The sequence below is a fragment of the Dyella nitratireducens genome, from assembly GCF_014642835.1.
Classification (GTDB): Bacteria; Pseudomonadota; Gammaproteobacteria; order Xanthomonadales; family Rhodanobacteraceae; genus Dyella_B; species Dyella_B nitratireducens.
In genome coordinates, this window is the sequence record NZ_BMJA01000004.1 from 112119 (window position 1) to 126176 (window position 14058).

16 protein-coding genes are annotated in these 14058 nt (G+C 59.2%); 11 read left to right on the forward strand and 5 right to left on the reverse strand.

The genetic code is table 11. The features are described from left to right. Window positions 1-11: 11 nt before the first annotated feature. Window positions 12-401, reverse strand: a complete 390-nt coding sequence (locus tag IEX75_RS19295) for a hypothetical protein (RefSeq protein ID WP_188796816.1) — start codon at window positions 399-401, stop codon at window positions 12-14. A 268-nt stretch (window positions 402-669) separates the two neighbouring features. Between IEX75_RS19295 and IEX75_RS19300 the strand changes: the two genes are divergently transcribed. The 8 genes from IEX75_RS19300 to IEX75_RS19335 all read left to right on the forward strand — a co-directional run bounded on the left by IEX75_RS19300 (window position 670) and on the right by IEX75_RS19335 (window position 7009). Beyond that, on the forward strand, window positions 670-879 hold the full coding sequence (locus tag IEX75_RS19300; RefSeq protein WP_188796818.1) for a cold-shock protein: 210 nt from the start codon (window positions 670-672) through the stop codon (window positions 877-879). Between the two features lie 291 nt (window positions 880-1170). Then, complete coding sequence (locus tag IEX75_RS19305) at window positions 1171-1383, forward strand: cold-shock protein (protein ID WP_188796820.1); 213 nt, start codon at window positions 1171-1173, stop codon at window positions 1381-1383. Window positions 1384-1648: 265 nt separating this feature from the next. Beyond that, window positions 1649-1861: a cold-shock protein gene (locus IEX75_RS19310; RefSeq protein WP_188796822.1), complete on the forward strand. Its 213-nt coding sequence runs from the start codon at window positions 1649-1651 to the stop codon at window positions 1859-1861. A gap of 83 nt (window positions 1862-1944) precedes the next feature. Further along, window positions 1945-2835, forward strand: a complete 891-nt coding sequence (locus IEX75_RS19315; RefSeq protein ID WP_188796825.1) for an alpha/beta hydrolase family protein — start codon at window positions 1945-1947, stop codon at window positions 2833-2835. 54 nt (window positions 2836-2889) lie between these two features. Then, window positions 2890-3948 (forward strand): NADH:flavin oxidoreductase/NADH oxidase, encoded by a 1059-nt coding sequence (locus IEX75_RS19320; protein WP_188796827.1) that lies wholly within the window; start codon window positions 2890-2892, stop codon window positions 3946-3948. 13 nt (window positions 3949-3961) lie between these two features. Beyond that, on the forward strand, window positions 3962-4837 hold the full coding sequence (locus IEX75_RS19325; RefSeq protein ID WP_188796829.1) for a pirin family protein: 876 nt from the start codon (window positions 3962-3964) through the stop codon (window positions 4835-4837). Window positions 4838-4906: 69 nt separating this feature from the next. Further along, the gene (locus tag IEX75_RS19330) at window positions 4907-5209 is read left to right on the forward strand and encodes an Mpo1-like protein (protein ID WP_188796831.1); all 303 of its coding nucleotides are present in this window, start codon (window positions 4907-4909) and stop codon (window positions 5207-5209) included. A 222-nt stretch (window positions 5210-5431) separates the two neighbouring features. After that, complete coding sequence (locus tag IEX75_RS19335) at window positions 5432-7009, forward strand: glycosyltransferase family 39 protein (RefSeq protein WP_188796833.1); 1578 nt, start codon at window positions 5432-5434, stop codon at window positions 7007-7009. 37 nt (window positions 7010-7046) lie between these two features. Here IEX75_RS19335 and IEX75_RS19340 read toward each other — a convergent pair whose 3' ends face one another. Continuing rightward, entirely contained in the window at window positions 7047-7436 is a 390-nt protein-coding gene (locus IEX75_RS19340) for a cytochrome c (RefSeq protein ID WP_188796835.1), read from the reverse strand. A 144-nt stretch (window positions 7437-7580) separates the two neighbouring features. Here IEX75_RS19340 and IEX75_RS19345 point away from each other — a divergent pair, with 144 nt between their 5' ends. Then, window positions 7581-8363 carry a tRNA threonylcarbamoyladenosine dehydratase gene (locus IEX75_RS19345; RefSeq protein ID WP_188796837.1) on the forward strand — a complete coding sequence of 261 codons (783 nt, stop codon included), beginning with the start codon at window positions 7581-7583 and terminating at the stop codon, window positions 8361-8363. An 81-nt stretch (window positions 8364-8444) separates the two neighbouring features. Here the strand turns inward: IEX75_RS19345 and phbB are convergent, their stop codons facing one another. Both phbB and gluQRS read right to left on the reverse strand, forming a co-directional pair. After that, the gene (phbB, locus tag IEX75_RS19350) at window positions 8445-9185 is read right to left on the reverse strand and encodes an acetoacetyl-CoA reductase (RefSeq protein WP_188796838.1); all 741 of its coding nucleotides are present in this window, start codon (window positions 9183-9185) and stop codon (window positions 8445-8447) included. Window positions 9186-9323: 138 nt separating this feature from the next. Then, window positions 9324-10190: a tRNA glutamyl-Q(34) synthetase GluQRS gene (gluQRS, locus tag IEX75_RS19355; RefSeq protein WP_188796840.1), complete on the reverse strand. Its 867-nt coding sequence runs from the start codon at window positions 10188-10190 to the stop codon at window positions 9324-9326. 141 nt (window positions 10191-10331) lie between these two features. Here gluQRS and htpX point away from each other — a divergent pair, with 141 nt between their 5' ends. Both htpX and htpG read left to right on the forward strand, forming a co-directional pair. Continuing rightward, window positions 10332-11225, forward strand: coding sequence for a protease HtpX (gene htpX, locus IEX75_RS19360; protein WP_188796842.1), 894 nt, complete (start codon window positions 10332-10334; stop codon window positions 11223-11225). Between the two features lie 180 nt (window positions 11226-11405). Continuing rightward, window positions 11406-13274, forward strand: coding sequence for a molecular chaperone HtpG (htpG, locus tag IEX75_RS19365; RefSeq protein ID WP_188796844.1), 1869 nt, complete (start codon window positions 11406-11408; stop codon window positions 13272-13274). 148 nt (window positions 13275-13422) lie between these two features. Here htpG and IEX75_RS19370 read toward each other — a convergent pair whose 3' ends face one another. Further along, the gene (locus tag IEX75_RS19370; protein ID WP_188796846.1) at window positions 13423-14034 is read right to left on the reverse strand and encodes a trimeric intracellular cation channel family protein; all 612 of its coding nucleotides are present in this window, start codon (window positions 14032-14034) and stop codon (window positions 13423-13425) included. Between the last annotated feature and the right edge of the window lie 24 nt (window positions 14035-14058).

A 14058-nucleotide genomic window follows, 5' to 3' on the forward strand; every position in this document is an offset into this window, starting at 1 on the left:
AAAGTAGGTGTTCAGCGAGATGTGGTGTTTGGAGCCGTGCAGGATCGCCCCTGCAAGCTTTCCTGCAACTGTTGGGCAAGGCCCATGCAGCGATTGGCCAGGTAGGGGCGCACGCCAGGGTCGCTGGCTTCCTGCAGCAACGTATCGTGCATCGTCTGGTAATGGGTTTGCAGGCTATCCACAGGATAGGTACCGGCAGCGCGATGACAGGTGAGATAGCTGTTCAGGTAGCTATCGCAGGCGGGAATGCCGGTGAGTGTGATTTTTTGTGGAGGAACAATGGGTTGTGGCTTACGTACCCCCTGGCCGCAACCACTCAGCAGCACGCCGAGCGCAACCAGGACGCCGATGTCGAGAAGACGGCAGAAAGCCACCGCACTACGCTGTTTCAGGAGCGTCATCACAAAGTCATCACATATCGAATGATCAAGCATACAACTTCGCCTGACGGATGCGTGCTGAACACGCATTAGCTTGTGGCGAGAATTACAGGTATGATGCGCGCACTGAGTTTGCCTTAGGTCACCAGAGTCACGTGACCCGGTGCAGCTGATTTAAGATCCGCCTCATCGCTCACCCCTTGGGTTTTCCTTTGCACACCAGTAAGTAGACCGCACTAAATCAGGCGGTCGAGTCTTTTTTGAAAACTTGAGTTTTGGAGTGAGCAACATGTCTGATCGTCAGACCGGTACCGTCAAATGGTTCAACGATGCCAAGGGTTTCGGCTTCATCAGCCGCGACAATGGCCCGGATGTTTTCGTGCACTTTCGCGCGATCCAGGGCAATGGCTTCAAGAGCCTGCAGGAAGGCCAGAAGGTCACCTTCAAGGTAGTGCAGGGCCAGAAGGGCCTGCAGGCCGACGAAGTGATTCCGGCCTAATTGCCTAAAAGAAATCGAGCTAGATCGATTTAAAAAAACCGGGCGTAATGCCCGGTTTTTTTTATTTCCGCGATATAACTGCGATTATCGAATGTGATTCAGCGCGTGAATTTTCCATCACATATCGATTCACGGAAATCACTATCCTGTGGCGGCTGGCTGGCCGACAAATGCGTGTTCGCAAAAGGTTTTTGCACCGGGCGCACGAAAGGTTATCGGCATGCCCAGTGGCCGCCGCTCGGGTGGGCTGCGGTTCTCATTGGTTAGCGCTAGAAACGGATGGGGTTAGTCATGTCGGAAGAACGTGCAACGGGCACAGTCAAGTGGTTTAACGACGCCAAGGGATACGGGTTCATCAGCAGCGACAAGGGCGGTGACCTGTTCGTGCACTTCAAGTCAATCCAGGGCAATGGTTTTCGATCGCTCAAGGAAGGCCAGAAGGTCACGTTCCTCGTCAAGCAGGGGCCTAAAGGTCTCCAGGCGGAGGAGGTTTCAGCGGTCTGAAACCAGCAATTAATAAGCCGTGAAAAAGCCGGGCCAAAAGCCCGGCTTTTTCGTTTTTTAAGCGATTTTCGCGTGAATTTCTCATCACACTTGCTTTCACAGGAGTGATTATCCTGTATTTACTGCGGTTGCTTGGTAAGGCGCGTTCGCAAGGCGGCGATTGGTCCGCATGCCTCCACCCGATCTGAAGCATTCACAGTAAGCCGTCGGCTCGGGTGGGTCGTCTGGTCTTTAAAAAAAGTCGGTGCTCGCAATGGAGTGAGTTATGTCGGAACAACGTGAAATAGGCAAAGTGAAATGGTTCAACGATGCCAAGGGTTTTGGCTTTATCAGCCGTGATAATGGCCCGGACGTTTTCGTGCATTTTCGCGCTATCAAAGGCGATGGCTTCAAAAGCCTCAAGGAAGGCGAAAAGGTCGAGTTCAAAGTCGTGCAGGGGCAAAAGGGATTGCAGGCGGATGAAGTGAGCAAGGCGTAAATTCTTGAAGTCGTGATTTGAGGGCCGGCCCGGGGGCCGGCCTTCTTGTTTTTGCATGGCCAGCTAACAGGTAAGCTGTGCCGATGCCAGCGTCCCTGGAATCGACTTCCGTCCGCACTGTATCGACCATCACCGTGCCGGTTGCCGCGGCGGATGGCGCGCGCAGTGAATTGATTTGCGTACTACCTGCAGAGCCTGCGGAGCAATCGGTCTATTGGTTGCCGGCGATGGGTGTGCCGGCAAAGCATTATTTACCGTTGGCAGAAGCGTTTGCTGCTCGCGGCATAGCGGTCGCCTTGCATGAGTGGCGTGGTATCGGCTCCAGCAATCGACGGGCAAACCGGCACCATGATTGGGGTTATCGCGAATTGCTTGAAGTCGATTTCAATGCCGGCGTGCGCGAAGCAAGAACACGTTGGCCGAATGCCAAGCTTTGGATGGGCGGGCATAGCCTCGGCGGACAGCTGGCGTGCCTTTATGCCAGCCTGCATCGCCAGGATGTAGCCGGCATGTTGCTGGCGGCGAGCGGATCGCCTTATTGGCGCACGTTTTCGTATGCACCTTTGATTTTCGCCGCGCTTGGGTTGGCTGCGCCATTGTCGAAACTGTTGGGTTATCTACCGGGACGCAAGATCGGTTTTGGCGGTAACGAAGCGCGTGGCGTTATAGCGGATTGGTCGCGCAGCGGGCGCACCGGACGCTATGCCGCACATGGCATGGCCGTAGATTTTGAGCAACAACTGGCGGCACTGCAGATACCGGTATGGGCGTTGCAGTTGCGCGATGACTGGCTTGCACCATCGCGTTCGCTGGCATGGCTGCTCGGCAAGATGCCTCAGGCATCCAAACGCACGGGAATCATCGAACCCGACCAGCTTGCAGGGCAACGAGCGGATCACTTCAGCTGGATGAAGGTGCCCGAAAGTCTCGTTGCGCAATGGGTGGCATGGATGGACGTCGATGCCCGCACTTGATCAGCCTTCGATCGCCGCCATGTAACGAACTTTGTTTGCCATGACGGTGCCGCGATGAAGCTGTTCGAACCTTATACCCAGCGAAGCCAGACCTTGCGCAACCGCATCGTGGTATCGCCGATGTGCGAATACTCGGCGCTGGATGGCGTGCCGAATGCATGGCACATGGTGCACCTGGGCAGTCGCGCCGTGGGTGGCGCCGGTGCGGTGATCACGGAGGCCACCGCGGTCTCGCCAGAGGGGCGCATTTCTGCGCATGACACCGGTATCTGGAACGACGCACAGGTTGAAGCTTGGCGCCCCATCGTTGCCTTCCTGGCCGAGCACGGTGCGGTTCCAGGCGTGCAATTGGCGCACGCTGGTCGCAAGGCGAGTGTCTGGCGTCCTTGGGAGGGCGGCGGATCGCTGCCGGCAGACCAGGGTGCATGGCAGACCGTGGCGCCTTCGGCGATTGCGTTCGACACGGATTGGCACGTGCCGCAGGCGCTGGATATGGATGGGATTCGCCAAGTTGTAGCCGATTTCCGTGCGGCTGCGGTGCGTGCGAAAGAAGCCGGCTTCAAGCTGGTCGAGCTGCATGGTGCACATGGCTACCTGCTGCATCAATTTATGTCGCCGTTGAGCAACCATCGCAACGACGAATACGGTGGCAGCTTCGAAAACCGTACGCGTCTCGTGCGTGAAGTCATTACCGCAGTGCGTGAAGTCTGGCCGGATAATCTGCCGCTCTGGTTGCGCATTTCGGCCACCGACTGGGCCGACAACGGCTGGACCATCGACGAGAGTGTGCGACTGGCAGGTCAACTTTCTGGCCTCGGCGTGGACTTGATCGACGTCTCCAGCGGGGGCCTGGTGCCGCACGTCAAGATTCCGGTCGGTCCCGGTTATCAGGTTCCGTTTGCCGCACGCATTCGGCAGGAAACAGGCATTGCTACCGGTGCGGTGGGCCTGATCACCGAGCCTGCGCAGGCAGATGGCATCATTGCCGGCGGTGCTGCAGATCTGGTGCTGATCGCACGCGCCAGCCTGCGCGATCCGTATTTCCCACGCCGCGCCGCGCAGGAACTGGGTGCAACCATCACGCCGCCGGAGCAATATCAACGCGCCTGGTAACCGGAGTTTTAACGTGCAGACTCTTCCGACCTTGATCGACAAAAGCCGCTTGCATGATCTCGGCGACGGCTTCGTCGTGCGGCGCATGCTGCCGGTGCTTGCCGCACGCCACGTTGGTCCGTTCGTGTTCTACGACCACATGGGGCCGGCAGATTTCGCGCCCGGCAAAGGTTTGGATGTACGCCCACATCCGCATATCGGCCTGGCTACCGTCACCTGGCTGTTCGAAGGCAGCATCCGCCATCGCGATAGCGTTGGCAGCGTGGCAGACATCACGCCTGGCGCCGTGAATTGGATGACCGCAGGGCGTGGCATTGTTCATTCGGAGCGCACGCCACCGGAGGCGCGCCGCAGCGGACAGCGCATGCACGGTATCCAGGTATGGGTGGCCTTGCCGCGTGCCCACGAAGAAGTGGAGCCGGAATTTCATCATCACGAAGCCGAAAGCCTGCCACGCATTCGCCAATCTGGCGCGGAGCTGGTGCTGATCGCCGGTACGGCTTATGGCAGTGCATCGCCGGTGAAAGTGTTTGCACCGATGTTCTTTATCGAAGCCCGGCTGGATGCTGGCGCACAAGTACGGTTGCCGGATGAGCATCTGGAACGTGGTGTGCACGTGGTCGACGGCGAGGTCAGCTGGGGTGGCCTCACCCTGCAATCCGCCCAGATGGCTGTGCAGGCAGGTGCATCCGCACCCTCGGTCCAGGCAAAGACCGCCAGTCGACTGATGCTGTTTGGCGGGGCACCGCTCGATGGCGAACGGCATCTGTGGTGGAACTTCGTTTCCAGTTCGCTCGAGCGTATCGAGCAGGCCAAGGCGGACTGGGCAGCCCAGCGGTTTGCCAAAGTATTCGGCGATGAGGAAGAGTTCATTCCGCTACCGGTATGACGTCCTGCAGCGTGCATGTGCGGCGTGCCGGGATTACGCTGATCGCCGTAAAGCGCTGTGGAGTCCGCCATGTCCGCGTTCGCCAGCTTCCGTGATTTCTATCCGTACTACCTCAACGAGCACCGGGATCGCCGTTGCCGTCGACTGCATTTCATCGGCAGCTCGCTGGTGTTGTTGATGGTGGTGTATGCCTTGGGTTCTGGACGGCTGGCTTGGCTGTGGTTGGTGCCCGTAGTCGGCTATGGGTTTGCATGGATCGGCCACTTCGCATTCGAGAAGAACAAGCCGGCTACGTTTCAGCATCCCTTGTACAGCTTGATGGGCGATTGGGTGATGTATTGGGAAGTGCTGCGCGGCAGAGTGAAGATTTGATCGCGTAGGTTTCGCGCAAGCCTTACGAATCGTTGCGAGTATGTAAAGACAAATTAGGCGTGCAATGGGCTGCACGATTTCACGTTGAATCTATGCCGCAAGTCACACCCGCAAGCTTTTTCGGCTGAATGTGTACCAAACTGTCATATACACGAGACAACCGATGTATAGGGTGCACGTTACATTGCTTGTCCTCTGCCAGGTTCGACCGCGGATAGCCGCATGAACGACCTCATTACTTCTGCGATACGTACGGATGCTTTATATCGCCGTCATGCACTCGATAGCCGTGCTGCGTCCACCGCAAACGCCGACAGATTCTGGTTGCTGGCCATCGTGGCACTAAGCCTGGCGGCACGTCTGTTCCGCATTGATCATCAGTCGCTGTGGCTTGACGAGGTCTTTACGTTGCAGCGCATTCATCTGGACTTGAGCGGGCTGTTTGCCGACAGTTTTACCAATCGGCACATGCCTACCTACTTCCTGCTATTGCGGCTGCTGTCTTACTTCTTTGGCGCGGGCCATGCCTGGGTGCGTGTTCCTTCTGCACTGTTTGGCGCGATGTCAGTAGGCATGGTGTACGTCATTGCGTCCCGCATTGGCAGTCGCTATGCGGGCGTCGTTGCCGGGTTACTGATGGCGTTGTCACCTTTGCAAGTGCAATACGGGCAGGAGGCGCGTTCGTATACGCTGGTGACCTTGTTGATCACGGTGGCGTTGTGGGGTTTGCTGCGGCTTGCGCAACATCCGCAGCATGCGGCTATTGATCTGCGCCGTGTGGATGCCGAGAGGATGGGGTGGGGGGGCTATGCGTTCGGCACGATTGCGGCACTGGACGTGCTTGGTGATGCCGTGCCGTGGTTGATCGCATCTAATCTTTCCTTGTGGTTGATCTGGCGCAGTCTTGCGCCATCTTCGGAAACACGTATCGCGTTTTGCCGTAACTGGCTGTGGAGCACCATCGCCATCGTTGGGTGCATCGTGCCGTTCTATGTGGCGATCTTCGCTTTCAGCGACGGACACATGCTGCAGAAGTTCGACTGGATTCCACAGCTGAGCTGGCAGCACATGTGGGTGGTAGCGGGTAGTGTCTACCTGATGCGTATGCTAGCCGTGGTCAAGTTCGACCTGATGCATACCGCGGTGCCGCTGCTAGGCATGCTGGTGGCGCTGGCCGGATGTGCTGGCGTGTTTCGTATGTGCAAGCGGCTGGAAGGGCGTGTGCTGTTGCTGAGCATGCTGGTGCTGCCACTGCTCATATTGAGCGTTTCTCTGTTCAAATCCATGCTGCTGCCGCGCTATGTGCTATGGAGCGCGGCACCGTTCTTTGTGCTCGCAGGGCTCGGCGCCGACTTGCTGCCGCGCCGGGTATTGATCATGGCGGCCACGTTATTGCTGCTGCTGGGCGTAGTGAACCTGGGGCCGGTCTATCGCGCGGAAACCAAGCCGCGCTGGGACATGGCAGCGGCTACGTTGGCGGCCAATGTGCGGCCCGGGGATACGGTGTTCACCGGTGATCCCAACGCGCCCACCATGCTCTCGACATTGAAACCGAAGGGCGAGCTGCCGCTCGATGCTACCGCGATGGTGACCTCGCAGCTCGACGAAGCCTTGGCGCGCTGGCGGCAGGGCAGCCGCGTATGGGCAGTCAACGGCCGCTCGGCGCTAGGGCAGCGCGAAGAATTGATCGACTTCAAAAATCGTATTGCTGCGCTAGGTACACCAGTGGTGGAGATTCCGCAGGGTAAGGAAATCACCATCCTGATGTTCCCGGCGCCTGACGAAGCCGAGCCGAACTAAAGCGGCGCGTAGGTTGGGGAGCAAACCCCAACTCACCTCAGCGATATTGCTGATGGCATTCCTGGCAAACCTGATCCACCGGCTTGAGCGCTGCGGCCAGGGCAGGGCAATCCGTGGGTGCCGATTGAACGGCCGTTTGCAAGGAAGTGTGTAATTTGCCGGCCAAATCCTTGAAAGGCTGCGGCGCATCCGGAAAGGCGGCGGGGATGTCTGCGGCAATCATCTGCATGTGCTGCAGCTGATCAAAATTCGTAGCCGCCTCGCAGCGCTGCCCTTTCACTGCCTGCCCTAGCTGATGGCGATGAAAACCCATGGTCACCATCAGTGCTTCCGGAAACGGGTTGCGTTCGCTCAACGCCCGCATGGTGAACACGGTACCAAGAATGCCGATCACCAGACCCAGCACGATCAAGAGCGCTGCGCGCATTGCTTTTCCTTTACGAAGGGCAGTGGGCACGAAGGATACCCCAACCCACTTTGAGGTCTCTTAGGCCGTAAAATAAGCAAGTCTTTTCGAGCCTGGAAACGGCGTGAATCCTTGCGTTCCTGACATGGCTGCCGGTGGCTGCCTATGAGCGGTGCGTATCCTTCCGAGCGCTTTGATGGCGTCGAGCGCCTGTATGGTGCCGGCAGCGTGGCGAAGCTAGCGCAAAAACATGTTTGCGTGATCGGCATTGGCGGTGTCGGCTCCTGGGCCGCCGAGGCACTGGCGCGCTCCGGCGTGGGCCGGCTCACGCTGATCGATGCCGATGAGGTTTGCGTGTCCAACACCAATCGCCAGTTGCATGCGCTGGATGGCGAGTATGGCAAGCCGAAAGTAGGCGTAATCGCCGCGCGCGCGCATGCGATCAACCCCGCGATCCGCCTGGAGGCGATCGAGCGCTTTCTCACGCCCGCCACGCTGGATGAACTGCTGGGCCGCGGTTATGACGTCGTGCTGGATGCCTGCGATGCATTTCGCGTCAAACTGGAGGCCATCGCCTGGTGCCGCCGCCGCAAGCTGCCGATGGTGACGGTGGGTTCGGCAGGTGGGCGCACCGATCCAACGCAGATTCGCGTGCGCGATCTTTCGCGCACGGAACACGATGCCATGTTCAGCCTGATTCGGAAAAAACTCCGGCAGGATTTCGGCTTCCCACGTAATCCGGATCGCTACTTTGGCGTGTCGGCGGTGTACTCGCTGCAGAACGTGCAATACCCGCAACCGGATGGCACCGTATGTGGCACTCGTCCACCTGGCGGTGATTCCTTGAACCTTGCCTGCGGTGGCGGCTTGGGTGCCGCCACGCATGTCACCGGCGCGTTTGCGTTTGCGGCGGTAGGGAAGGTGATGGAGAAATTGCTGGAGCGCTAGCAACCGCTTCGTTGTGAATGATGAGGGCGTTGCACTCAGTGCAACCCTCTCCTCGAAAGGAGAGGGTTAGCATGCGCGGCATTACCAGCCCATGTAATGCCCACCGTTGATCGCCAAGTTCGCGCCGGTGATCCAACTGGCATCTTCGGTGGTGAAGAACGCCACGGCATGCGCGATTTCCTCCGGTTTACCGAGCCGGCCGACGGGAATCTGCGCGACGATCTTGTCACGCACTTCTTCCGGCACCGCCATCACCATGTCGGTGGCTACGTAGCCGGGCGAGACGGTGTTCACGGTGATGCCGAAGCGCGCGTTTTCCTGCGCCAGCGAGATGGTGAAGCCGTGCATACCGGCCTTCGCCGCCGCGTAGTTGGCTTGGCCGTACTGGCCTTTCTGGCCGTTGATCGAGCTGATCTGCACAATGCGGCCCCATTTGCGGGTGCGCATGTCCTCGATCACCGGGCGGGTGACGTTGAAGCAGGCGTTGAGGTTGGTATTCACCACATCCATCCACTGCTGATAGGTCATCTTGTGGAAGGTGGTGTCGCGAGTGATGCCGGCGTTGTTGACCAGGATCTCTACCTTGCCAACCTTGTGATGGATCGCATTGACCATGTTCTCGCACGAGACCGGGTCGGCCACGTCGCCCTGCACCATGGCCACTTCAATGCCATCCTGAGTCATGGCCTTGTGCCAAGATTGGGCCTTCGCTTCGTCACGGTAGTTCGTGACAACTTTATGTCCCTGTTTGGCCAGGTAGCGCACGATCGCGGTACCAATGCCGCCAGTGCCGCCTGTGACGAGAGCCGTACGCTGGGTCATGCCTGTTCTCCTTGTAATGTCTGCGTAATGAAGTACCGCGCAACGCGCGCGAACCCGCTGAGGTTATACGCAGACATCATGAAGGCATAGCAGTTCTTGACAGCACGCCGAAGCTGCGCATCGGATCGTTATACAAGGTTAAGCGGCGCGATGATCGCTGCATTGCGTCAAACGACGCGGATCGAAATGCTTGAGTGCTGCGTCCAGCAAATCGGATGGATGGCCGGCTGTCTCGGTCGTGGTGATGCCCAGAAATGTGAGCGCGCGATGCAGGCTCGGTATAGGGTCGGATACATCGACCTCGCGTGAGCGTTCGGACTTCGACAACTTGTGGCCTTCACTGTCCAGTACCAGCGGTAGATGCAGATAATGCGGCGTCGGCAAACCCAGGCAACGTTGCAGCCAGATCTGCCGTGGCGTGGAATCGAGCAGATCGCTGCCGCGCACCACCTGGGTGATGCCTTGCCAGGCATCATCCACCACGCAGGCGAGCTGGTAAGAATAGAAACCTTCCACCCGGCGGATCACGAAATCACCCACGCTCTCACGCAAATGCTGCTGTTGCGGGCCTTGTCGTTCATCGATGAAGCTGACGGTTTCATCTGCAACCCGGATGCGCCAGGCAGGTTCGCGTTGGGGATCAGGCCGGGCTATGCAGCGGCCGTCACGATGGATGCCGCCCGCCGCTGCCAGGTCGCTGCGGCTGCACCAACAGGGGAATACCAAACCCATCCGCCGCAGTTGTTCGAAGGCGGTTTCATAAGCAGCGATGCGGGACGATTGGTGAATGACAGGCTCGTCCGCCACGAGGCCGAATGCAGGTAAGGCGGCGAGGATGGCCGCGGCCGAACCAGGCACCTCACGTGGCGGATCGATGTCTTCCATCCGCACCAGCCACTGCCCACCCGCGTGGCGCGCGCATAACCAGCTCCCCACGGCGGCAACCAGGGAGCCTGCGTGCAAGAGTCCAGTGGGAGAGGGGGCGAAGCGTCCGCGATAGCTCATCGCACCATTCTACGTAAGCTGACCGGCATGTCGGCGGCGGGGCAGATTGCGGCGCTTAACTCTTGAAAAACGTAGGTTTAGCCAGAATCTCTGGTGCTGGTTACCATGGTAGACATTCGGAAGAACTCTTTAGGGACGACTATGCGCCGCATCGCACTTTTTCTTCTCACCAATATCGCTGTCCTGCTGCTGCTAAGCATCGTCTGCCATATCTTCGGCATCGATCAGTGGGCGGCCATGCGTGGCTATGGCGGTATGGGCGGGTTGCTTGCCTATGCCGCGGTCTTCGGTATGGGTGGTGCCTTCATCTCGCTGGCCATGTCCAAGTGGATGGCCAAGATGACCACCGGTGCGCGCGTCATCGAGCAGCCACAGAACGAGGCTGAGCGTTGGCTGGTCGACACGGTGCGCCGCCATGCACAGAACGCCGGCATCGGCATGCCCGAGGTGGCGGTCTATGACGCGCCGGAAATGAATGCCTTCGCTACCGGCATGAGCAAGAACCATGCGCTGGTAGCCGTAAGTACCGGCTTGCTGCAGCAGATGGATCGTGAGCAGGTCACCGCCGTGCTCGGGCACGAAATAGGCCACGTTGCCAATGGCGACATGGTGACGCTCACCTTGATCCAGGGCGTGCTCAATACGTTGGTGATCGTGGCTGCGCGCATCGTCGGCCGTCTGGTCGATAGCTGGCTTTCCGGTGGTCGCGACAATCGCGGAGGTAGCGGCATCGGCTACTTCGTCTCGGTAATGGTGCTGCAGTTGGTGTTCGGCCTGTTCGCTTCGATGATCGTGATGGCCTTCTCGCGCTGGCGCGAATTCCGTGCGGATGCCGCGGGCGCCAAACTCGCCGGCCGTGGAGCGATGATCTCCGCGCTGCAGCGCCTGCAGCTCAACCATGGCGAAAGCACCCTGCCCAAGACGATGGCTGCCTTCGGTATCTCCGGTCCGCTGGCGCAGGGACTGCAACGCCTGTTCATGAGTCATCCGCCGCTGGATGAGCGCATCGCGGCGCTGCAGAAGCAGATGATGTAATGGTTTTTTCCCTCTCCCCACCGGGGAGAGGGTTGGGTGAGGGGAGAATCTAGCGACACCGCCGGATTCGGAGCGTTGCTTCGTTGAAGTCTGGGGTAAACCTTGGTCCCTCACTCACGCCTCTCCGTGTGAGAGGTAATCTTGTTCTTCTTTGTTATCTGACTAACCTTCGACGACACCATGACCACTACAGCCGAAACCCGTAAATTCGAAGCCGAAGTCGCTCAGGTGCTGCACCTGGTGACGCACTCGCTCTACTCGCACAAGGAAATCTTCCTGCGCGAGCTCATCTCCAACGCATCGGATGCTTGCGACAAGCTCCGTTTCGAATCCATCGGCAGGCCTGAGCTGCTGTCCGGCGATGCCGAGTTGCATATCGACGTGAGCTGGGACACTGACAACCGTACCGTCACCATACGCGATAACGGCGTCGGCATGAGTCGCGACGAAATTGTCGCCAACCTGGGCACTATCGCCAGTTCCGGCACGCGCCGTTTTCTGGAAGCGATGAGCACCGAGCAGAAAGGTGATGCGCGGCTGATCGGCCAGTTCGGCGTCGGGTTCTACTCGTCTTTCGTGGTGGCCGACAAGGTCACCGTGCTCAGCCGCCGCGCTGGACTGCCGGCCAGCGAAGGCGTGAAGTGGGAAAGCGACGGCAAGGGCGAATACTTGCTGGAACAGATCGAACTGCCCGAACGCGGCACGGCGATCGTGCTGCATCTGAAGGCTGATGAGGATGATTTCCTCAAGCGCTGGGAGCTGCGCTCGTTGATTACGCGCTACTCCGACCACGTCGCTTTCCCGATTCGTCTGCCGGTGGAAAAGGACGACAAGCCTACCGACGAATGGGAAACCGTGAACGCCGCTTCCGCGCTATGGACCAAGTCCAAGAGCGAGATCAGCGACGAGGAATACCAGAACTTCTACAAGTCGCTGGGCCACGACTTCAACGATGCACTCGCCTGGACGCACAACCGCGTCGAAGGCAACCAGAGCTATATCACGCTGCTTTATCTCCCCTCGCAGCCGCCGTTCGAGCTGATGATGGGCGGACGTGATGAGCGCAAGGGCTTGAAGCTCTACATCAAGCGTGTCTTCATCATGGACGCCGCCGAGCAATTGCTGCCCAACTACCTGCGCTTCGTGCGTGGCGTGGTCGATGCTGATGATCTGCCGCTCAACGTGAGCCGAGAGATCCTGCAGCAGAACCGCCAGCTGGAACGCATCAAGGCCGCCTGCGTGAAGCGCGTGCTGGACCTGATCGAAAAGCTGGCCAAGGACGAGCCGGAGAAATTCCAGACCTTCTACAAGGCCTTCGGCAACACGCTCAAGGAAGGCATCGTGGAAGATCATGCCAACCGCGAGCGCATCGCCAAGCTGCTGCGCTTTGCCTCCACCAAGGGCGAGGGCAGCACGCAGAGCGTGTCGCTGGACGATTACATCGGCCGCATGCCGGTGAGCCAGGACACCATCTGGTACATCACCGCCGACAGCTACGCCGCTGCGGTCGGCAGCCCGCAGTTGGAAGCGTTCAAGGCCAAGGACATCGAAGTGCTGCTGATGTTCGATCGCATCGACGAGTGGATGCTGGGCAGCTTGAACGAATACAGCGGCAAGAAGCTGCGCAACGTCGCCAAGGGTGAGCTGCCGCTGGACGAGGAAGCGAAGAAGCAGCAGGAAGAGGCCAGCAAGGCGGCCGAGCCGCTGTTGAAGAAGCTGAAGGATCTGCTGGGCGATCGCGTCGGCGATGTGAAGGTGTCCGCACGCCTGACCGATTCGCCGTCGTGCCTGGCGTTGTCGGATTACGAGATGGCGCCGCACCTGGCGCGACTGTTGCGCGAAGCAGGCCACGACATGCCATCCAGCAAGCCGACGCTCGAGATCAATCCGCAGCATGCGCTGCTCAAGCGGGTGGAAACGGAGAGTGACGAAGGCAAGTCGCGAGATCTCGCCAACCTGTTGCTGGAGCAGGCGGAGATTGCGGCAGGTGCACCGTTGCCTGATCCGGCGGCGTTCGTGCAACGTTTGAATCGCGTGTTGTTGGGTTGATGATGCTCTTGCTCCATCTGAAATGGTGGATGGAGTAAGAGATAAGTTGCCCTCATGGTCGTCATTCCTGCGAAAGCGGGAATCCAACTCCGCCTTTGCATCGGAGCAAAATGGATTCCCGCTTTCGCGGGAATGATGGCCGTTGGGGTTACGCTGCGATGAGGTGCAAACGCGGCAGGTGCATGCCCCACACAACCGCTAGCAAACGCATCAAAAGGATTACCGCTACGCCTACGCTCACGGCAATTCCCCGCGGCGCTTTAAGCTTCTGCAAAACCAGATATGCCACGACTCCGGCAATCGCCGCCGTCGCATAAAGATCCTGCTGAAAGATCAACGGCACCCGGGCGCTCATCACATCGCGCAACATGCCGCCGGCCGTGCCGGTCATCGCTCCCATCAGCACCACGATCAACCACGACAATCCCGCGGCCTCCGCAATCTGCGCACCGCTGATCGCAAACAGCGCCAACCCCAAGGCATCCGCAATCAGGAAGCCTTGGCCCGGCGGCGGAAAGAACGCGACGTAGACCATGGTCAACGCCGAAGCGACCAGGATCACCAGCAGATAACGCGCATCGCGCACCCAGAAAATCGGATGGCGATTGAGCAGTACGTCACGTAACGTGCCGCCGCCGATCGCTGTCAGTGCGGCCAGCGCCAAGCCACCAAGCAGATCCATGCCCGCATGCGCGGCGATCAGTACGCCGCTTACAGCGAACACCGCCACGCCAATCAGGTCCAGCAGGTAGAGCAACATGCGGACTCCCCGTGTACGTCAGGC